22 protein-coding genes are annotated in these 20,079 nt (G+C 64.7%); 1 reads left to right on the top strand and 21 read right to left on the bottom strand.

Annotated features, from left to right (window positions below; all coding sequences use genetic code 11):
- Positions 1-20 precede the first annotated feature (20 nt).
- From FVP33_RS15455 to FVP33_RS15400, 12 genes are read right to left on the bottom strand one after another with little or no spacing between them, the layout of a single operon-like run.
- Complete coding sequence (locus FVP33_RS15455; RefSeq protein ID WP_187270751.1) at positions 21-752, bottom strand: urease accessory protein UreD; 732 nt, start codon at positions 750-752, stop codon at positions 21-23.
- 8 nt (positions 753-760) lie between these two features.
- Positions 761-1,522, bottom strand: coding sequence for an urease accessory protein UreG (ureG, locus tag FVP33_RS15450; protein WP_147784588.1), 762 nt, complete (start codon positions 1,520-1,522; stop codon positions 761-763).
- On the bottom strand, positions 1,515-2,222 hold the full coding sequence (locus FVP33_RS15445) for an urease accessory protein UreF (RefSeq protein ID WP_222706758.1): 708 nt from the start codon (positions 2,220-2,222) through the stop codon (positions 1,515-1,517). The genes ureG and FVP33_RS15445 overlap by 8 nt, the downstream gene beginning before the upstream one ends.
- 5 nt (positions 2,223-2,227) lie before the next feature.
- Positions 2,228-3,931 (bottom strand): urease subunit alpha, encoded by a 1,704-nt coding sequence (locus FVP33_RS15440; protein ID WP_147784587.1) that lies wholly within the window; start codon positions 3,929-3,931, stop codon positions 2,228-2,230.
- Positions 3,924-4,268, bottom strand: a complete 345-nt coding sequence (gene ureB, locus FVP33_RS15435; protein WP_147784586.1) for an urease subunit beta — start codon at positions 4,266-4,268, stop codon at positions 3,924-3,926. Before ureB ends, FVP33_RS15440 begins: the two co-directional genes overlap by 8 nt.
- A 14-nt stretch (positions 4,269-4,282) precedes the next feature.
- Positions 4,283-4,585, bottom strand: a complete 303-nt coding sequence (locus tag FVP33_RS15430) for an urease subunit gamma (RefSeq protein ID WP_147784585.1) — start codon at positions 4,583-4,585, stop codon at positions 4,283-4,285.
- Complete coding sequence (locus tag FVP33_RS15425) at positions 4,566-6,011, bottom strand: amidase (RefSeq protein ID WP_147784584.1); 1,446 nt, start codon at positions 6,009-6,011, stop codon at positions 4,566-4,568. The genes FVP33_RS15430 and FVP33_RS15425 overlap by 20 nt, the downstream gene beginning before the upstream one ends.
- 3 nt (positions 6,012-6,014) lie before the next feature.
- Complete coding sequence (locus FVP33_RS15420) at positions 6,015-7,022, bottom strand: bile acid:sodium symporter family protein (protein WP_147784583.1); 1,008 nt, start codon at positions 7,020-7,022, stop codon at positions 6,015-6,017.
- Positions 7,019-8,161: a ring-opening amidohydrolase gene (locus tag FVP33_RS15415; protein ID WP_147784582.1), complete on the bottom strand. Its 1,143-nt coding sequence runs from the start codon at positions 8,159-8,161 to the stop codon at positions 7,019-7,021. Before FVP33_RS15415 ends, FVP33_RS15420 begins: the two co-directional genes overlap by 4 nt.
- Positions 8,162-8,201: 40 nt before the next feature.
- Entirely contained in the window at positions 8,202-9,812 is a 1,611-nt protein-coding gene (locus tag FVP33_RS15410; RefSeq protein WP_147784581.1) for an ABC transporter permease, read from the bottom strand.
- On the bottom strand, positions 9,809-10,591 hold the full coding sequence (locus tag FVP33_RS15405; RefSeq protein WP_147784580.1) for an ABC transporter ATP-binding protein: 783 nt from the start codon (positions 10,589-10,591) through the stop codon (positions 9,809-9,811). The genes FVP33_RS15410 and FVP33_RS15405 overlap by 4 nt, the downstream gene beginning before the upstream one ends.
- Positions 10,592-10,603: 12 nt before the next feature.
- Positions 10,604-11,653: an ABC transporter substrate-binding protein gene (locus tag FVP33_RS15400; protein WP_147784579.1), complete on the bottom strand. Its 1,050-nt coding sequence runs from the start codon at positions 11,651-11,653 to the stop codon at positions 10,604-10,606.
- Positions 11,654-11,822: 169 nt separating this feature from the next.
- Here FVP33_RS15400 and FVP33_RS15395 point away from each other — a divergent pair, with 169 nt between their 5' ends.
- A complete protein-coding gene (locus tag FVP33_RS15395) occupies positions 11,823-12,485 on the top strand; it encodes a GntR family transcriptional regulator (protein WP_222706757.1) in 663 nt (220 codons plus the stop codon).
- A 517-nt stretch (positions 12,486-13,002) separates the two neighbouring features.
- Here the strand turns inward: FVP33_RS15395 and FVP33_RS15390 are convergent.
- From FVP33_RS15390 to FVP33_RS15350, 9 genes are all read right to left on the bottom strand, one after another.
- Positions 13,003-13,557, bottom strand: coding sequence for a DUF6036 family nucleotidyltransferase (locus tag FVP33_RS15390; RefSeq protein WP_147784577.1), 555 nt, complete (start codon positions 13,555-13,557; stop codon positions 13,003-13,005).
- Positions 13,558-14,130 (bottom strand): helix-turn-helix domain-containing protein, encoded by a 573-nt coding sequence (locus tag FVP33_RS15385; protein WP_147784576.1) that lies wholly within the window; start codon positions 14,128-14,130, stop codon positions 13,558-13,560. It abuts the gene before it with no gap.
- A gap of 387 nt (positions 14,131-14,517) precedes the next feature.
- On the bottom strand, positions 14,518-14,862 hold the full coding sequence (locus FVP33_RS15380; protein ID WP_147784575.1) for a cupin domain-containing protein: 345 nt from the start codon (positions 14,860-14,862) through the stop codon (positions 14,518-14,520).
- Positions 14,859-15,206, bottom strand: coding sequence for a carboxymuconolactone decarboxylase family protein (locus tag FVP33_RS15375; RefSeq protein ID WP_147784574.1), 348 nt, complete (start codon positions 15,204-15,206; stop codon positions 14,859-14,861). Before FVP33_RS15375 ends, FVP33_RS15380 begins: the two co-directional genes overlap by 4 nt.
- Positions 15,207-15,303: 97 nt before the next feature.
- Positions 15,304-16,320 (bottom strand): aldo/keto reductase, encoded by a 1,017-nt coding sequence (locus tag FVP33_RS15370; protein ID WP_147784573.1) that lies wholly within the window; start codon positions 16,318-16,320, stop codon positions 15,304-15,306.
- A 10-nt stretch (positions 16,321-16,330) separates the two neighbouring features.
- Entirely contained in the window at positions 16,331-17,101 is a 771-nt protein-coding gene (locus FVP33_RS15365) for an SDR family oxidoreductase (protein ID WP_147784572.1), read from the bottom strand.
- Positions 17,098-17,970, bottom strand: coding sequence for an aldo/keto reductase (locus tag FVP33_RS15360; protein WP_222706763.1), 873 nt, complete (start codon positions 17,968-17,970; stop codon positions 17,098-17,100). Before FVP33_RS15360 ends, FVP33_RS15365 begins: the two co-directional genes overlap by 4 nt.
- A gap of 21 nt (positions 17,971-17,991) precedes the next feature.
- Entirely contained in the window at positions 17,992-19,023 is a 1,032-nt protein-coding gene (locus FVP33_RS15355) for a zinc-dependent alcohol dehydrogenase family protein (protein ID WP_147784570.1), read from the bottom strand.
- A 69-nt stretch (positions 19,024-19,092) separates the two neighbouring features.
- Complete coding sequence (locus tag FVP33_RS15350; protein WP_147784569.1) at positions 19,093-19,971, bottom strand: helix-turn-helix transcriptional regulator; 879 nt, start codon at positions 19,969-19,971, stop codon at positions 19,093-19,095.
- Positions 19,972-20,079: the final 108 nt, after the last annotated feature.

Raw genomic sequence — 20,079 nt, 5'->3', positions numbered from 1 at the left:
CGTTCGGGAAGAGACCATTGTCACTCCGCGCCGTGGTGAGCGAGTGCCCCGTTGCTTCGGGAAAGGTCTTGCCGCCATCTCGTCCACACCTCGTCAATCGGGGACTGGTGGGCGGCAGCGCCCAGGAATCGTGCGAGACTTCCGGGAAACTCGAAATCGAGAACGCGCACGAGTGATCCGTGGTGCGGCATCCGCTCCCCGACCGCAAGCACGCTGTCGAGCACCCGGTTCGCGCCGATCAGTCCAGGCACGTCCCTGCCCTCGCCGACCACCAGCTCCTCGACGAACACCGGCGTTCCGCTCATGGTGATGTCGGTGCGCTGGCTGACCCGTCCGGCGATCTCCCCGGTTCGTCCGAGCACAACGGATTCTCTCAGGCAGACCCGCCCGCCCGCGTCCAGCGTGATTCGGGTGAGGCGGTCCACGTTGGCTCCGTGCGCGATGACCATGGGCAGCGCGTGCCAGAGAAGCGTGCCACCGGTCTCGACGACAATGTTGACCGTCCATGTCGAGCGTTCACCGTCGGCGTCGTAGGCCACCGTTCCGCCGATGTCCTCAAGCTCAAGCGTGCATCCCGCACCGACAGTCACGTCGATTCGCACATGGTCGCCGCCGAGCAGAAGAGCACCGCCCGCCACGAGGGCCACCCGGGCGGAGTCCGGCCCCTGCTCGATCACCCGTGGCACGATGGCGCCCGCGCGGAAATCGAGACGAGCACGGTCGCCAGATGGTTGGAGGGAAATAGATGTCACGACGGTGGTCAGTGCGCGTGCGTGCGGTCGGCCCCGGGGTGCGAGTGCTCGTGGTCGCCATCAGCGTGTGCATGCAGGGCTCCGCCGTCGTCGTCCGCGTGGAAGTGCGGCGCCATCGGGCCGGGGTCCTGCGGCACGTGGAATCCCGAGCGGTGGGCGGCGAGCAGGCGGAGAACCCAGGCTCGCAGTTCGGCGACCGATGCGGCATCCGTCCGCGACAGGGCGAGCACCTCGCCGCCATCGCGGGCTGCGCGGGCGTCCGCGACCATGGTCGGCACATCGACGCCGACATATGGCGCGAGGTCGGTCTTGTTGACGACGAGCAGGTCGGCGCGCGCGATCCCCGGGCCGCCCTTGCGCGCGACGTCCCCTCCGCCGGCGACGTCGAGGACGAAGATCTGCGCATCGACGAGGGCTGGCGAGAACGTCGCGGTCAGGTTGTCCCCGCCCGACTCGATCAGGACCACGTCGAGGAGGGCGAAGTCACGCTCGAGGTCTTCGACCGCCAACAGATTCACGGTGATATCGTCACGGATCGCCGTGTGCGGGCAGGCGCCGGTCTCCACTGCGCGGATCCGTTCCGGGTCGAGAACGCCCGCCGAGCGGAGGAAACGGGCGTCTTCGTCGGTGTAGATGTCGTTGGTAATGACGCCGAGGCGCAGCTCGTCCGACAGAGCCCGGCAGATGGTGGCGATCAGTGAGCTCTTGCCGGTGCCGACTGGGCCGGCGATACCGAGCCGGAGGGACCGGGTGGAGTTGGATTCAGGCACGGAACAACCTTTGCGTGGTCAGGGAGTGGGATTCTGCCCACTCTTCGGTTTGGGGAGCTCCCGATGCCGGGATGGCGTCGGGAGAGGTCAGAGCAGCAATGGCAGCGACGAGGTGGTCGACTTCGCCGCACGCGCGTAGTACCCAGCCGGCGGGAATCGCGGGGTCGATGGGAGCCAGCTTCAACAGCGCCGCCGCGACCGTCTGCGCGTCGTCGTAGATCACGAGGCGCACAAGACTCTCCGCGTCGAGGTTCGCCGCGGCGGCAATCGCCCCGAGCACCACGGGACGGGACAGCGGAGAGGGAGCGGCGGAGCAAGCGTCGATGCCGGGGTGTCCCGGCCACAACCGGGTTCCGAGGCGGAGGTAGCCTCGGCCAAGCGAGCGGGACACCTCCCGTAACGCCCGGCTCGGCGTGCGCGCCGCCCACGCCGACTCGACCGCCGCAAGCCCGGCAGCCACGCTGTCGGCGGTTGCCGGAAGCGCAACGTGCCGCGCCACCACCGCGGTGCCGGCCTCCACGAGGGACACCGAGTGCGCCCGTCCAAGAAGATAGTCGAACACCCGGTTCGCCGGCATGCCCGCCGCCAGCGCCGGTTCCAAACCCGCCGAGTGCACGTGCCCGCCGACCGGCAAGCGCGCATCCGCAAGCATCATCACGAGAGTCGCGGATGCCGGGATCCTGGTCACGATGGTAGGCATTCGACTTAGAACATCGTGTAGAGCTGCGCGAGGGGCAAGCGGTCGGCGGGGGCGGGCACGACGAGATCGCCGTCGATGCTGATCTCGAAAGTGTCCGGGCGAATGTCGATGCGCGGCAAGAGGTCGTTGTTCTCCATCTGCGCCTTACCGACGGCACGGGTCGGCGCCACCGGCAGCAACCGACGCCGCAACCCGAGACGCTCTGTCACGCCGTCATCGAGCGCTGCCGGCGACACAAACGACACCGACAGATCCGCGCCGATGGCGTTAGTGAACGCGGGGCGCATAAGCACCGGCTGCGGGGTGGGAATCGACGCGTTCGGGTCTCCCAGTGCGCCCCAGACGATGCCGCCGCCCTTGATGATCACCGAGGGACGGATGCCGAAGAACTTCGGCTCCCACAGCACCAGATCGGCGAGCTTGCCCGGCTCCACCGAACCAACCTCACCGGCGATGCCGTGCGCGATCGCGGGGTTGATCGTGTACTTGGCGACATACCGGCGGGCGCGCTCGTTGTCGGCCGGCAGGCTGCCGCCGAGCGGCCCTCGCCGTGCCTTCATCACGTGTGCGACCTGCCAGGCTCGGGTGATGACCTCGCCGATGCGGCCCATCGCCTGGGCGTCGGACGACACGATCGACAGTGCTCCCATGTCGTGGAGGATGTCCTCCGCCGCAATGGTCGTGGCACGGATGCGGGACTCGGCGAACGCGAGGTCCTCGGGCACGGCCGGGTTCAGGTGGTGGCACACCATGAGCATGTCGAGGTGCTCGGCGACCGTATTCACGGTGTGCGGCAGCGTCGGGTTCGTCGAGCCCGGAATGATGTGCGGCAACGACGCGATCCGCAGGATGTCGGGCGCGTGGCCCCCGCCCGCACCCTCCACGTGGAAGGCATGGATCGAGCGCCCGGCGATCGCCCCGATGGTCGACTCCACGAAACCCGCCTCATTGAGGGAGTCCGAGTGCAGCGCGACCTGCAGGCCGAACTCGTCCGCGGCCCGCAACGCGGCGTCGATCGCCGCGGGGGTGGAGCCCCAGTCCTCATGCACCTTGTAGCCGGCCGCCCCGGCGAGTGCCTGCTCGCGGAATGCCGCCGCCGATACCGTATTGCCCTTACCGAGCAGCAGGAAGTTCACCGGCAGAGCATCGAGCGACCGGTGCATGGTCTCGAGGTGCCAAGCCCCGGGCGTCACCGTCGTCGCTTTCGACCCCTCGGACGGGCCCGTGCCTCCGCCGACGATCGTGGTGATCCCCGTCGCGAGAGCCTCGTGGATCTGCGACGGCGAAAGGAGGTGCACATGGGAGTCGATGGCTCCCGCGGTGAGGATCTTGCCCTCGCCGGAGATCACGTCGGTGCTCGGACCGATCGCCAGAAGCGCATGCACCCCATCTGCGATGTCTGAGTTGCCCGCCCGCCCCAGCGCGACGATTCTGCCGTCTCGGATTCCGACATCCGCCCGAACGATCCCCCACCAGTCCAACACGATCGCATTCGTGATCACGGTGTCCAGGGCCCCGTCGGCTCGACTGACCGTTCCCTGCGCCATCGACTCGCGAATGGACTTGCCTCCGCCGAATACCGCCTCCTCTCCCCCGAAGGTGCGATCGCTTTCGATCTCGATCCACAGGTCGGTGTCCCCCAGGCGCACCTGGTCGCCGGTCGTCGGCCCGTAGATGGCCGCATAACGTTCCCTGCTGATCTCAACCATCGAGTTGCTCCTTGTCGGCGTTGCGGAGTTGGAGGCCGGGCACCCGCCGCGCCCCCTTCAGGGCGACCGCGTCGAGCTCGCGGGAGGCACCTGGTTCGAATCGCTGTGAGGTACCCGAGGGGATATCCAGCCGGAAGCCGTGAGCCGCGCCCCGGTCGAAATCGAGGGCCGCGTTCGCGTCCGGTAGGTGCAAGTGGGACCCGACCTGGACCGGCCGATCCCCCGTGTTGACGAAGAGCAAGCGGATACGCTCACTGTCCGATCTATCAGCGTTGAGCGTGTGGGTGCCAGGGCGGATGCGAACTGCACCCGGCCCCGCCGAGGAATGGCCGGCCATTCTGTCTCTTTCCGTTAGGCGATCGGCTGGTGAATGGTGACGAGCTTGCGCCCATCGGGAAACGTGGCCTCGATCTGCACGTCGGTGAGCATCTCTGCGACACCCTCCATGACCTGGTCACGACGCAACACCGAGCGCCCGTCGACCATGAGATCCGCAACCGTCATGCCATCCCGCGCACGTTCGATCACCCACGTGCTCAACAAGGCCACCGTCTCTGGGTAGTTCAGCAGTACGCCACGCTGGAGGCGGTCTCGCGCGACCATGCCTGCCACGGTCAGAAGCAGTTTCTCGGTGTCAGCGGGGGTGAGATGCACGGGGCCCTCCTGTTCTTTCTTGAATTGTGAGCGGGGAATTTGTGATTGGGCTGCGCCTTAGGGTCGCCTCGAGCTCCAGGGCCAAAGCGAGGGCGACTTCGTCCGACCCAATCGGGCCGATGAGCTGAGCCCCGATTGGTAACCCCGTCGCGTCCCATCCGATGGGGATGCTCACGGCCGGATTTCCGGCGGCGTTGACCCAGCCGGTGAAGACTGCATGACCCCGCGGGCCGACCGGAATGCCGTCGATCGCAGCCGGGTACTCGAATTCGACAGGCCACGGCTGCGCGGCCGTCGCCGGCATGAGGATGACGTCGAAGGACCGGTACGCCGCTGAGACTTGGCCGCGAAACGCCGCGATCGACTCGTCCAATCCGGACGATGTGATATCGCGAAGCGCAGCGCCACGCTGCGCTTGTTCGGCGAATCTGGGTGAGACAAGGCTGGCGAATCCCGGATACTCCGAAGCGAGTCGCGCCAATCCCCGGGCGACAAGTTCCTCGCTCCAGGCACCGGTGGAATCGATGTCAAACGGGAGACATCCTGGTTCCACGAGGTGACCGAGCTCGGCAAGGGCTGCCTGCGCCTCCCGGAAGCTCGACCGGATGGCGGGCTCGACTGGCGCGTCGCCGATCTGTTCGACAGCAAGAATACGAAGTCCAGGCAGTGGTCTCGCATCCTCGGATCCGAGGCGCCATGGACTGAACAACCGCGATCGCGGATCGCGAATGTCTGGCTGTCCGAGCACCTCCATCGCGAGGATGACATCCGCTACAGTCGCGGCGATTGGGCCGACCACCTCGAAGTCGCCAAAGATAACCGGGAATCCTGCGCCGCGCGCGACCCGGCCCGACGACGGTTTGAAACCGACGAGGCCCGTGTGTGCGGCAGGACGCCGAATCGAACCGCCGCCGTCGGTGGCGAGTGCCAGCGGGACGATACCCGCGGCGACTGAAGCGACCGCGCCCCCGCTTGAGCCGCCAGGAGTGAGCGCCGTGTTCAGCGGATTGAGAGTGGCCCCGAATATCGGGTTGTTTGTGAAGCCTCCGACCGTGAACTCAGACACATTGGTCTTGCCGACGATGACTGCACCCGCTCGCCGAAGCGTCTCCACCGGGAGCTCGTCGTGGCTGGCGATGTGATCCTCGAACAGGCGCGTTCCCCAGGTCGCGCGAAGGCCGCCTACGAGCAAATTGTCCTTGACCGTGATCGGGACCCCGTCCAAGGGGCCAAGGGAAGCCCCAACGCGATGCCGTTCCTCGCTCGCCCGAGCTTCCGCGCGGGCACCCGGATTCACCGTGACGACCGCATTGATGCCCGGGTTGACCCGTTCGAGTTGTTCGAGACATCCATCGAGCACATCCATCGCCGACATCGACCCGGCGCTGAGGCCGCGGGCAATCTCCACTACCGAGAACTCGTTCATGGCCTATTCTCCTCCTCCGGCAAGGTTGTCCAGGCGCGCGAAGCGGCTGGCGAGCACTGCGCCGACGATGATCTGGATTTGGTGGAAGAGCATTAAGGGGAAGATGGTCAGGCCGAGGGTGGGACCGGCGAACTGAACCGCAGCTATCGGCACTCCCGTCGTCAGGCTCTTCTTGGATCCGCAGAAGATGATGGCGATCTGATCCATCCGGCTGAACCCCAGCAGTTTCGAACCCCTCGCGGTGATGACAAGCACAAGTGCCAACAACACGATGTCTGCGACGACCACACCGAGCACCGACCAGATCGACAGTTGCTTCCAGATCCCGCCGATTACGCTGGCGCTGAATGCGGAATAGACGACTACAAGGATGGACCCGCGGTCGACGACCTTGGTGATGGAACGGTGACGGCTCTCCACCGGGGCCAGCCACCGCCTGAGCAACTGCCCGGCCACGAACGGAACGAGAATCTGCAGAGCGATCGAGGACAGGGTCCCTAGAGAAAATGACCCGCTGCGCCCAAGGAACAGCGCCACGAGAAGCGGCGAGAGGACGATTCCGAGAAGGTTGGAGAGCGATGCCGCGCAGATTGCCGCGCCGACGTTCCCTTTCGCGATGGACGTGAACGCAATGGAGGATTGCACCGTCGAGGGCAGCGTCGAGAGAAACATGACCCCCACATACAGCTGCGGTGTGAGAAGCCACGGAACCGTCAACCTCGCTGCGAACCCGAGGATGGGGAAGATCACGAACGACGCGATGAGTACGGCCGAATGCAACTTCCAGTTCTTCAGTCCCTCGATTGCCTCGCGGGTCGGCAGTCGAACGCCATTGAGGAAGAAGAGCAGGACGATCGCGATGTAGCTCCCGACGCTGACGAAGGACGCGGAGGCTCCCCGGGCGGGGAGCAACGTGGCCAGCACGATGACAAGCGCCATGGCCGCGAGGAACGGATCCAGTTTGCTGATTGCCCCGCGCGGCCCGCGCAGGGGAAGGGCGCCGAGCGTCATCGGCGGATCACCGCGGCAACGGGATTGGCTCCTGGCGGGCCCATGTGCGAGTTCCGTTCACCACCCGAGATGAAGCTGGCCGGCTTTCCCGTGACGCTCACCACGAGCGCGCCGCCGACGGCCTTCGCTACATGGTGGGCCTCATGATCGTCCAGCATTGTGATGTGCGCGCCGCGCAGCACGTTCGTCCCGGGCAGAGCGAACTTGGCGAAGACCTGGACGATCCGGGCTTTGTCGGCGTCGCTTGGAATGTATTCGAAGTCGAGCCCGGCGTCCTTCAGCGCGGCGATGACCCCGCCAGTGTCGGCAAAGTCCGCCGTCATTCCATGACCGATTCGGATGTCGGATGCCGAGTCAAGACGATTGCCCATGACGATCACCTCGCCGCGGCGTTTCTCGCCCCCTGCCGACGTGATTGCCACGGAGCTATAGAGCGACCAGTCCTCACGAACGACCGCGTCGCTGATCAGGCGGCGATCAACTTCGCCGAGGGCGGCGGCGATCCCGAGGGCGGCCCCGTCATTCGACCAGCACATCGACCCCATCGGGCCGATACCTGGATCGATGGTCACGACGCTATTGCCGCGTGAATGAGCCTCGTCGATACCCCGTTGCGAAAGAGCCGGACCTTTCGCCATGACGAGGTGGACGTCGGCCGGATCGGTGATTCCAGCGGACTGCATCGCCTCCTTCACCGCCGCGGCCACCTTGTCGATCTGACCGACCCGACCAATCTCCTCCGGAAGGATCTCTTCGGTGTGGGCGCGCCCCACCACGAGTCCACCCGAACCCGGACTCGCCGAGGCTTCGCTGGCCGGAACCCATTCCTGGCTGACCAGGGTGGCGTGCGGACTGATCACGCCAGGGGTTCCACCGGAGATGACAAATGTCACGGTGTCGGCCACCTGATCGCTGGAAGTTCCACGCGCCGCGGCGATGGCACCTTTCAGGCTGGTCTCGGCGAAGAGTCGTCCGTAGTCGTTGTGTAGGCCCTGGCCCTCGCTCTTGCCGATGACGGCGATCACGTTGTGCGGGTCGATCGTCCCGTCGGCGAGTGCTTCAGCGACCGCGGAGATATCGTTCGGTGTCAACATCGGCAGCACTGTCATAGTGACGCGGGGTACCAGCAGTTCGTTCATGAGAGAGTCCTCGTTCGGATTTTCAGGATGATGGATATGGTCACGGGCTGAGTCTTCGAACGGCGGCAGATTCGAGCCGGGAGAGCAGTGCGTAGAACACCACGGAGAGGACCGTTGTGACCGTCACCGCCGCCCAGAGAGTGGAGAAGTCGGAGTTCGCGGACGATAGAGCGATGAGGTGCCCGAGTCCGGTCGCGGTCGCGAGGTACTCGGCGAGCACCGCACCGAGAATGGCACCCGGGATGGCGATTCGCGCGCTCGTGACAAGCGAGGGAAGCGCGAACATTGTGCGAACAGCGACTGCCTGCCTCCATCCCAGTCCATAGGCGTGAAGCAGGTCTTCCGCCGATCGCGGCATTTGCTTCATCCCGACAGTGAGATTTACCAGGGTCGGCACGAACGTGATCGTGGCGGTCAGGACGGCGACTCCGATCAAGTCCCGGCCGAAAACCAACCCGACTAAAGGAGTCAGCGCTACAAGAGGGATCGATCGCAGCGTCATGGCGATCGGCATGAACATCGCTTCGATCACGGTCGAGAATTGGATCGAAATCGCTGCGACGATTGCCACCGCGCTTCCCACGAGGTAGCCGGCTAAAGCATCCCGAAGTGTGATCCCCAGCGCACCGAAGATGATGCTCCGGTGCTCGGCGGCTCCCTCCGAAACGGTGAGGAAGGCCAAGATATCCCCCGGTGTCTTCGCCAGGTAGCTGTCGAGCCGAAGCGCCCAAATGAGGGCGTACCAAACGGCACACACGATGACAACCCCGGCTGCGACCTTGCCGACGGGGATGCCCGTCCGGCGCCACCCGTACCTCTTCAGGCGGGGGGCCGCGCGCCCGACCGCGGCATCGTTATTGATCATCTCGAAGCTGAAGCGACGGGCGATGAGCGAGACCACGATGTACCCCGCCGCGGAGATCAATGTTGCGAGAAGAGCGAGAGCCCACGTACGCGGCACCTCAAAGGCCTGCTGCGCCTGCACCATCGCGACGCCGATGCCGCTGTCTCCGCCGAGATACTCCGCGACGATCGCGCCGAGCAACGCCCCGGGCGCCGACAGGGCGATTCCCGCCGCCGCTGCGGGCACTGCGAACCGGAGGCGAACCTTGCGCAATCCGAACAGCGTGTTGCCCCCCATCGCATGAATTAGCTCCAGCGAACTTGCCGATGCGCTGGAGAGCCCCAGCAGGATTCCCGACGCCGAAACGAAGAACACCGACAGCGCCGAGATGACGACCTTCGTGGTGTCTGGGTCGACGAAGACAATCAGAATCGGGCCGATGGCCACTGCCGGGGCACTGTAGGTTGCCGCGGCGAGTTGCATGATGAACCCACGCAGCCGGGGCCACAGAATGCAGGTTGCGCCGGCAACAACTGCCGCGACGTTTCCGAAGAAGAATCCCCGAATCGCTTCCCACCAGGTGCCGGTGAGACTTTGGCCGTAGAAGCCATCTGCGAACAAGGCGTGCACGACGGTCCAGGGCTGGGGAATGATCTTCGCGCTTGCTCCGACGGTGCCAGCGGCGATTATCCAGGCCCCGAGCAGCACGGCTAGTCCTGCAAGCACGAGCAAACCGGAGCGAGCCTTCTGAGGAAGACGCAGTCGCACCGGCCCCCGTGAGCTGAGGGGCGCGGCCACCGCCGTCATGCTGCTTCCTCTTCCGATGAGGCGAACAGGAGCCGGGTGAGCATTGCCGTCAGTTCGAGGAACTCCGGGCTGGAGAGCAAATCGAGTGTTCGCGGACGCGGCAGGTCGATGGGGACTACTTTCACGACTCGACCAGGCCGGGCCGACATGACCACGACGGTGTCCGAGAGGAAGACGGCCTCGGCCACCGAGTGGGTGACTAGAAGGGTAGTTGTCTGGCGTTCTGCCCAGACGCGAAGCAGCTCGAGGTTGAGTCGCTGCCTCGTCATCTCGTCCAGAGCCCCGAAGGGTTCGTCCAGGAGAAGGACTTCGGGCCGGTGCACCAGAGAACGCGCGATCGCGACCCGTTGCCGCATTCCCCCGGACAGCTGCGATGGCCTGGCGTTCTCGAATCCCTTCAGGCCGACGAGGTCGACGAGGTCGTGAATCATCGAGTCGTCGGGGACTCCCGCGGCCTCCAGCGGAAGGCGAATATTGTCGATGACCGAACGCCACGGCAGAAGAGCGGAATCTTGGAAGGCGATGCCGAGCTGGTGAGCCTTGCGAATTTGTGACGGCGATTCTCCGTGCACGAGCACCTCACCCCCGGACGCCGAGTCCAGATCGGCGAGAATGCGGAGAATGGTGGACTTGCCGCACCCCGATGGACCGAGCAACGACACGAAGCTACCGCGCGGAGTCGAGAGGTCTATCGCGTCCAGAGCCAGAACGGTGCCGGATCGAGATGTGAACTCCTTCGAGACGTTGTTTATGTGGATGCCGTCGTTGGTCGCGTCCATCGGGGTCAGTCCTTACTTCGAGTAGACGTCTTTGAGGACGTCGTCGCTGAACATGGCTGCGGTGGCTTTGGAACCACCGAGTGAGAGCGACTTCACAGTCGCCGCAATATCGCCGTCGCTCATCCAGAACAAGCCCTTCGCCTTGGTGGTATCTGAGACGACCAATCCGTTCTGCGAGGTGGCCGCGAGGATCTGCTGTTCCAGGCTTAGCTTCAGGTCCTTGCCGTATTTGTTCGTGGCCAGCCCGGCGCCCAACGACGGGTCTGCTGCGGCTTGTGCCCAGCCCTCGGACTCGGCCTTCATGACCTCGACGATCTCTTTGCGCTTTGCTGCATCCTTCAAACTGGACGTCTTGGCGATGTAGACCTCTTCCAGCAGCGGATAGCCGAAGTCGTTAAGAAGCATGGTCTGCGTCTTCACCCCCTTCTGTTCGAGAATGATCGGCTCGTTGGTGTAGAAACCAACGAAACCGTCAACCTCGCCGCTGACGAGTGGGGTGGGGTCGAAGTCAATCGTCACGGTCGTTACCTGCGTGGAGCTGATGCCATTCGCCTTGAGGAAGGCATTCCAGATCGGCAGGTTGGTGGCGGAGACGCCGATCTTCTTGCCCATCAAGTCTTTCGGCGAACTGATCGGTTTTCCGGCGAGAGACACGATGCAGAACGGATTCTTCTGGTAACCCGCCCCGATTATGGTGAGGTCCGCACCGTTGTTGATGGCGTTCACGGCAGTCGCGGTGTGGGTGATGCCGACGAGCGCCTTGCCGCTCTGGACGACGGGCTCGACCGAAAGGTTGGGACCACCGGCAGTCAACGTCATGTCGATGCCGTGCTTTGCGTACAGGCCCTTGTCCAAGGCGACAAGGCTGCCTGCGAACTGCACATTCTTCAGATAGTTGAATTGCATGGTCACTGGTACGGGCGAGCCCGCACCCGCCGAGGAAACCGTGGAGCTGCAGGCTGCAAGACTCACGCCCACTGCTGCAAAGGCCAGGAATCCCACAAGGGAACGTCGTGCAAATTTCGATTTGAGTTGATTGCTTTGTGCGCTGTGATCCTGCATGCGTTGCCTCCATCGGGGTGAGGGAGAGCGGGGCCCACTGGCCCCGCTCCAAGATGTCTACAAAAGACACCCTTCCGTGACCGCGTTGCATCGCCATGTCATTTGTGTTTCTGATTCGTTAATCGTGTCCGCAGCCGTCGACGTTGAATGTAGACAGTATTCTTTTGAAATGATCAGCCAACCAAGCCTCGTCGATCTTGCCTGCGAGGAGATCAAACGGCTCATCGCGAACGGGGATCTCGGCGCAGACGAGCGCCTGTTCGAGCCCAGGCTCGCGGCTCAACTTGGCATCAGCCGGCCACCCCTTCGAGAGGCGCTGCGTATCCTCGCCGCCCAGCACATCATCGAACAGACTCCGCGCCGCGGCTATCGGGTTGTTAGCCTGAGCCAGAACGATGTCGACGAGATCTACGGTTTGCGCTACGTTCTCGAGAAGTTCGCGCTGGACCAACTCATCCCCAAACTTCCCGACGCTGACTTCCACGATCTCGAAGAGACCGTGACCCGCATGTGGGACGCGGCGCGAAACGACGATGCTGTCGGCGTGTTCATCGCCAACCGCGACTTCCACCTCACCCTCGTCGCAATGGCGGGACACCGTCGGCTCCAACAGGCCTACTCGACCCTGATGGACCAGATGCAGTTATACATGTCACGCAACCTGAGCATCGAAGCCCAAACCCACGGTGGCCTCCTGGAAGGCTGCAAGCGCCATGAGCGCCTCCTCGAAAGTCTTAGGTCAGGGGACGCGGCCGCCATTGCGGAGGCCTTCACGGCACATGGCGAACGACGCTACCTGCCAATTTCCGCGGCTCAAGCCTCGATCTGGTGAGCCGCGATCCGGCTCATCCTTTCGGGCGGCGGTCCCATCCTTCGCGAGCGCGATGAGCACGCCTCCGGCGCCGCTCTTCACGTCGACGAAAACGGGATTTCCGGACCGAGTTGCCGCGAGAGCCGCCGCCGTTCCGCGGAGCCGAGTCGGCGCCATGCGGAGAGAATCCCGGACCCCGAAGACTCAATTACCCGTAGAGCATCTGAGTCCACGGAGGACCCTTAGCACCGGGCAGGCAATAACGCCCGCTCAGGTTTCTAGCGGTGGGGCGGACGGGACTTGAACCCGTGACCGACGGATTGAGTCCGAGCGATCCTCGCGTACCTGCATTAGTGGGTTGGTCTCGGGTTATCTTTACCTGACCGGGAGTTTCTTGTTTTGCGTGGCTTTCATTTTATCGGCACGCCTGGATCGGTCAAGGTCGACCTCGAATCAATAAACATTGAATAAAGGTGCCAGCATCAAGTCCCCCACCCGCCGCTAGGCACGTACGCCACGGAAGCCGTCTATTGGCAAGTCATATTAATGCGGCGGCTGGCGCCTCAGGAATCTCGGGCAGCCCTTTCGCGAAGATCACATTCAATATCCGATGCGCCTTCGGCTCGAGTGTCTCGCCGGGGTAGAACTCCTCATACAGTTCCCCCGCGTCATCCGAGTTGGCGACTTCACAAATGGCGAGGAGGTTCGCGATGTCGTCGTCGTCGCGTCCGGGTCTGCTTGCTCGGAGCTTCATCGCGAGCAGCATTCGAGCTGACGCCACCCAGACACTCACTTCACCGTCGTCGTACAGGGGTTCCCACTCGGCTATCGCGAAGGGGACGAACTGGGCCGCCGCTGTGTTGAACCACGAGGTCGTCCAACCGTTTCTCGCAGCCACCTCAGCTGCTGCCTGCATGGCTGGCTCAATTGGGTGGACTGTCGCGTCGATGTCGTCGGTGGTGCCGCGTTCGAAGTGCCGCAGCGATAGCGCCGCACCGCCGACGATTCGGATCCCGCCGGGTTCGCCTGCCGCCCGCAAGTATTCGACGACCTGGCGGAGGCCCAGGATGAGGTCGTCTCGTGAGAGGGCCAACTAGATGCTCGCGAGCGTTAGCGCGTCCACGAGGACACCGCGTTCGAGGAACTCTGCGGGAACGTTCTGAGGATCCACGGGCACGACATATCGTCCCGAGTTCACGGTCCAGCGCTTCCTGAGTCGGCGGCCCGGCTTCAACGTCCAGCTCGGAGCCGGAAACCCCTCCTCGCGCAGGCGGTATGCGACCACACCTGCTATGGCTGCGTCCCAGTGTTTTTGCCCGGTGGGCGCAGGTTCCGCGATCCCGAGGGTGTACCGCACCTCGTTCTTCTCGGCGACCAGATTGTCGTTGAGCTGGATGAAGTGCCGGAGAGCGAGGTCGGGGCGACCGGCGGTGACCGCTTCACCGATGCGGTTCGCGATGGCGGCGGCTGTCTCCCGGAGAGTGGGGATACTGATCAGCGTGTGCCCGGTGAACTTCAACAGTTTTTCCGCTGTCTCAATCGTCGGGCTTCGCTTGCCGTTCTCGATCAGGGAAAGAGACGATGCTGCGACTCCAGAGCGCTTGCTCAAGTCTTTCTGGCTCAGCCTGCTAGAGCGTCGCGCATCTCGGATTAGGTCGACCGTCATGAGATACCGCCTTTCTAGCATCTAAGTTTACTTTCTAGTAATTATAGACCCGCTAAGAACTCGTTTCCTCAAGCTAAAACCCGCACGGAACTTCTCCGAATTAAGCAAACGATCGCCAAGTTGCCCCATTTCTGCCAGCGTCTCTCCGGAAAGTCAACGCGAAGGCTTAAAAGATGGCCTCAGGGCTCCCGAGCTCCCTCGATACCACCGAGGCGGCTACCTTTTCCTGCGGGCGAATCTGGCTAAGCATTGCGCGATCCAGAAGGCGGCCGCGCGATCCGTCGCCCGGGGCCGGCGCTTGATGCCGAGACCGCGGGCTCCAATCTCGGTTCAGAGTGAGCATGGCGTGACGACAGGCAGCAATGCGAAACGTGAAGCCCAGGTGAGCTATCTGCCGTTGTACTCGTCGTCGGTGATGTGCTCCATGAAGACGCCGGGTGCCGCCGCGTGCCAGTGTTCTTCGCCGGGCGGCGTGTAGAGGGTCTGACCGGGGTGAACTTCGATGATCGACCCGTCGCGGGTGCCGAAGCGGCCGACTTCCTGGGTGACGCGCATGTATTGGCCGAGTTCGTGGGAGTTCCAGGCGGTCCGGGCGCCAGGGGCAAAGCGCACTGTGGCAATCACCATCGTCTGGCCGGTTTCGTGCGGCAGCGCGATCGGGTCGAGCCAGACGTCGCCGGCGAACTGCTCGGGCGGGTTCTTGGAGGTGGGGATGGCGGGTTCGATGTTCACTTTGTTTCCTTTCGGTTCTGTTCTGTAAAGACGTTCTTGGCGACGCCCATGTCGGCCATGCCGTTGGGCCAGCCGGCGTAGAGGGTCACGTGGGTGATGGTTTCGATCAGCTCGGACTGGTTTACGCCGTTCTCAATGTCGCGGCCGAGATGGAAGCCGAGTTGACCGGTGTGGCTGCCGGCGGCGAGCACGGCGACCGTGATGAGGCTGCGGTCACGGGCGGAGAGGTCGGGGCGGTTCCACACGTCGGCGAAGAGCACGTCGTCGGTCAGTTCCGCGAGCTTCGGGGCGAAGTCGCCGAACATGGTGCGGCCCCCGCCGACCTGCCGTGGTTGTTCGCTCATGATGATCCTTCCGTTGCGTGGGCTTTGATCTTGTCGAACGCATTCACGACTTCGCCGCGACCCCGGCGGTCTCGCGGGAGGCGTTCACACCGCCGACCTATCGACGCCGGGCCGCCGGCGTCAGCTCCGCGGCACCGTAACTGTTGTCGTCGGGATTGATGGTGACGCCGGGCGCGACGAGCTCGTCGATACGGTCGAGCGTCTCGGTGCTCAGGCTCATCTCGGCCGCGGTGATCTGCAACTCGAGCTGCTCCATGGTTCGCGGTCCGATGATCGCTGAGGTGATGCCCGGGTGGTTGATCACAAACGCGATGGCAAGCTCGATCAGGGTCATCCCGGCGTCCTCCGCAATATGGGCGAGAGCGTCGACGACCTCAAGCTTCTGCTGGTTCGCCACCGTCGACATGTCGAAGCGCGCTCCGGGGCGGGCCTTCGAGGTCGGTGTGGGCGGGGCATCCTTTCGCCACTTGCCGGAGAGCCAACCACCCGCGAGTGGGCTATAGCTGAGGGTGCCCATCCCGTAGCGCTGCGTCGTGGGAAGCACGTCCTCTTCGATGCCGCGCACGAGGATCGAGTACGGCGGCTGCTCGGTCACGAACCGGGTGAGGTTGCGGTCGCGGGAGGCGACCTGCGCCTCGACGATCTGACTGCCGGTGTACGACGAGGAACCGATGTACCGCACCTTGCCCTGCCGCACGAGATCGGTGAGAGCGCTGAGGGTCTCCTCCACGTCCATCAGCGCACTTGGACGGTGCACCTGGTACAGGTCGATGTAGTCGGTGTCGAGGCGTCGCAACGAGTCCTCGACGGCGCGCATGATGTACCGGCGGGATCCGCCACTGCGGTTGGGGCCCTCCCCCATCGGCATGAAGAACTTCGTGGCCAGCACGACGTCGTCTCTGCGGCCCTTCAGCGCCTGCCCGACGATCTCCTCCGACTCGCCGCCGGAGTACACGTCGGCGGTGTCGACGAAGTTGATGCCGGCATCCAGTGCGTGATGGATGACGCGGATGGAGTCGTCCACGTCGGAATTGCCCCACGCTCCGAACATCATGGTGCCCAGCGCGAGCGGGCTGACTTCGACGCCGGTGCGTCCGAGTAGGCGGTAGTCCATGGTTGTCTCCCTAGTTGTCGAGTGCGTCGAGGTCCGCGCGCACGCGGTCTGGCTCGGATTCGGGCGGCATGTTGTTCTGGTCTCGCACGCCGTCGACCGATCCCGGCCGGTCTTTGTCAAGTCGGGCGAAAACGGGTTCGAGGTCCTCTTGAGCGGGGCCGTGTTCGGCAACGAGTTCGAAGGTGAGGTGGTCTGCGGCCTCGGAGGCGAGGCTGTCGACTAGGACGCGGGCGATCTGGTGGCGGGCGATGACCCCGTCGGCCGGACTGCCGGCGAGTCGGGTGTCGCCCTGCAGCAGGGTGATCTCGAGCTGGTCGGCGTCGTTGTAGTCGAACCAGCCCGGGCGCACGATCGTGTACCGATTGCCGCTCGCGCGCACGAGACGTTCGCCGCGACGCTTCCAGTCGTGGGTACCGCCGCGTTTGGTCACGCCGATCGAGGTCATCAGGGCGATGCGAACCTTCCGACCGCCGAGGGCCTCGAGCACGTTCTTGACGGCGCCGTAGTCGACTGTCTCTGCAGCAGCGGCGTCACCGTACAGGGAGCCCTGCGTGAAGATGACCGCATCGATTCCGGCGACGGCGTCGACGAGCGTCTCTGAACGGGTCAGCTGGCCGACGACGGTGCGCGCCCCGGGATCGAGTCGGCCAGCCCGTGCGGCGTTGCGAACGAGGGCTCGCGTGTCGTAGCCCTGGCGGACTGCCTCGGCCACGACGTGCCGACCCACACTTCCAGTGGCTCCGATGACGAGGACGACCCTGGGTTGCGTTTGAGTGCTCATGCTTCCGGGATCTCCCGTCCGAAGGCCTCGAGGGTGACGGCTTCAGGCTCGGGGCCGCCGCGCACACCGGTGTCGAGGGCGTCGATGGCGCCCATCTGATCGGCGTCGAGTTCGAAGTCGAAGACGTCGAAGTTCTCCGCGATGCGTTCGGGCTTCGTCGATTTCGGGATGGCGGACCGTCCGTGCTGGAGCTGCCAGCGCAACATGACCTGCGCGGCGCTCTTGTCGAACTGCTTCGCGATGTCGAGGATGACGGGCTCCTCAAAGCTGCTCTTGCCAGTGCCGCGGTAGGAGGTGATGCCGCCGATCGGCGACCACGCCTGCGTGACTATGCCCCTCTCGGCATCCGCGGCCTGCACGTCGGGCTGCTGGAAGTAGGGGTGCAGCTCGATCTGGTTGATCGACGGCACGATTGCGGTGCTGTCGGCCAGCGCGTCGAGGTGGGATCGCATGAAGTTGCTGACGCCGATGGCGCGGACCTTGCCGTCGGCAAGCAACCGCTCGAGGGCCCTGTACGCACCGATCGTCTTCTCGAACTCGCCGGGGAGTGCCTGGTGCAGGATCAGCAGGTCGATCTGGTCGACGCCGAGTTTGCCCGCGCTCTTGTCGAAAGCGTGCAGCGTCTCGTCGTAGCCGTAGTCGCTGATCCACACCTTGGTTTCGATGAAGACTTTCGAGCGATCGACACCGGAACGGCGGATGCCCTCGCCGACCTCTCGCTCGTTCGCATACGCGGCGGCGGTGTCTATGTGGCGGTAACCGGTCTGGAGAGCGAAGGCCACGGCATCCGTCGTCTCGTCGGGAGGCGTCTGGAAGACGCCGAGTCCGATGGGCGGCATGACCACGCCATTGTTCAGAGTGATGTTCATCATGGTGTTGTTCTCCTAGGGTTACGGGCGGACGAGCACTTTGAGTGCTTCGCGGTCGGCCATCGCTCGGTATCCCGCGGGTACCTCGTCTATGCCGACGGTTCGGTCGAAGACACGGCCGGGGTCGATCGTGCCGTCGAGCACGAGCAGCAGCAGCTCGTCGATGTAGGCGCGTGCCGGGGCGACGCCGCCGGTCAACGTGATGTTGCGCATAAACTCGGAGAACCCGAGTGGAACCTCCGCAAACTGCGGGGCCCCGACGCGGCTGATGACGCCGCCATCGCGAACCACGCCGATCGCGGTCTCCAACGCGGAGAGCAAGCCCACGGCCTCGAGCACGACGTGGGTTCCGTCGCCGCCCGTGAGCTCCTTGACCCGCGCGATACCCTCGTCGCCGCGCTCGGCGACGACATCGGTGGCCCCGAACTCGCGGCCCAGGTCGGTGCGCGCCTCGTGGCGGCCCATCAGGATGATGCGCGAGGCCCCCATAAGTTTCGCCGCGATGACCGCGGACAGTCCGACCGCGCCGTCGCCGATCACGGTGACGGTCTGGCCGGGCTCGATGCTTGCCTTCTTGGCCGCGTGGTACCCGGTCGACATCACGTCGGAGAGGCTGAGCAGCGACGGGATGAGCGCCTCGTCGAAGTCGGCGGGCACGACGACAAGGGTGCCCGAGGCCTGCGGTACGCGGGCGAATTCGCCCTGGCCGCCGTCTTCGGTTCCGCCCCAGTGTGCGCCATGGCGGCACGAGGTCTGGAGTCCCTCGAGGCAGAAGTCGCAGGTGCCATCGGAGGCGACGAAGGGGGCGATGACGAAGTCGCCGACGCTGAGGCCGGATGTCTCGGAGCCGAGCTCTTCGACGATGCCGACGAACTCGTGTCCCATGCGGGCACCTTCGTCGCTGGCCTCTTTCGACGCGTACGGCCAGAGGTCGCTGCCGCAGATGCAGCCGGCGACGATGCGAACGATCGCGTCGGTCGGCTCTTGGATGGTGGGGTTGGGGACGGTCTCGACGCGGACATCGCCGGCGCCGTACATCAACGCTGCTTTCATGTTTCCAGTCAACGCCTCCCTGCCGAAATTGGAGAGTCCCTGATGATCGGGGTACTGGCAGTGCCTCCCTTAGGTGGCGTCGGCGGGAGTCTCCACGGCTGCCGTCGCTGCCCAGCTGGCGAGCAGACGCAGGGACGCCTCGGTGGCCGACCCCGGCTCCGAGCCATAGACGATAAGCGCCTGGCCGGGGTCGGCCGGCAGGTCCATCGTCTCGAAAGTGAGGTCCAGGTCACCGAACTCCGGGTGGTGCAGGCACTTGAAACCGCTGTCGTGGTATCTCACATCGTGAGAGGCCCACAGTGTTGAGAATTCGGTGCTGCGGGCCAGCAGGTCGCCGATGAGTTCCTGCAGCAGTCTGTCGTGGGGGTCGCGGCCGACCTCGGTGCGGAGGTTTGCGACCACATCGGCAGCCGCTGTGTTCCAGTCGCGGAAGAAGGCGCGCGCATTCGGGTCGAAGAACAGGAAGCGCAACGTGTTCACCGGTTGGCCGGGCGGTGTGCCTTCGTAGATCGGCGAATACAGGGCACGGCCGAGCGCGTTGCTGGCGAGGAGGTCGCGGCGGTTGTTGCGGACGAACGCGGGCGCGTCCGCGAGCCCGTCGACGACTCGCTGCACCGCCTGACGCACCTGATGCGACGCACCTCGGTGGCCGCCGGGCCTGATGGTCGCCGTTGCGTTCGCCAGGTGGAACAGGTGTTCCCGCTCGGCCGCGTCCAGGTGAAGCGCACGCACGAGCGCCTCGAGCACTCCCTCCGAGACCGAACCGAAGTTGCCGCGCTCCAGCTTCGTGTAGTAGTCCACGCTGACACCGGCGAGCATCGCGACCTCCTCGCGGCGGAGGCCGGCCACGCGACGGTTGCCGCCGTAGGCGGGCAGCTTCGCTTGCTCCGGCGTGATCTTCGCACGCCGCGAGGTCAAGAATTCTCGGATGTCGTCGCGGGAGTCCATGGTGCCGACTTTACGCCGGCACCCCTTGCAGATGAGAGGCCCTGCGAGTACCTGCTCCTCGTGGACCCGCGCGGCAGACCGGGATTGTGTGACTGACTTCGACCCGCC

The organism is Lacisediminihabitans profunda (assembly GCF_008040105.1).
GTDB lineage: Bacteria > Actinomycetota > Actinomycetes > Actinomycetales > Microbacteriaceae > Lacisediminihabitans > Lacisediminihabitans profunda.
This window is presented reverse-complemented; position numbering and strand designations above follow the sequence as displayed.